The sequence below is a fragment of the Peribacillus sp. SIMBA_075 genome (assembly GCF_046534585.1).
In genome coordinates, this window is sequence record NZ_JAWRYN010001370.1 from 1 (window position 1) to 244 (window position 244).

1 protein-coding gene is annotated in these 244 nt (G+C 32.4%); it reads right to left on the reverse strand.

Annotated features, from left to right (window positions below; all coding sequences use genetic code 11):
- On the reverse strand, window positions 1-244 hold a 244-nt coding region (locus tag SB775_RS32810), incomplete at both ends, for a histidine kinase dimerization/phospho-acceptor domain-containing protein (RefSeq protein ID WP_410865474.1).

The window sequence follows — 244 nt, forward strand, 5'->3', positions numbered from 1 at the left end:
CAATTTTTTCGACAAATGGATGAATATCTACTTCACCTATATGTAACTCTACATGTCCACTTTCCATACGGGCTAAATCTAATAACTCATTTACAAGTTTACCTAAACGAACAGATTCATCATAAATAATTTGAACAAACTCATTAATTTCCTCTTTCGTTTGCACAATATCATCTAAAATTGCTTCACTATATCCTTGAAGCATTACCATCGGTGTACGAAGTTCATGTGATACATTCGCAAT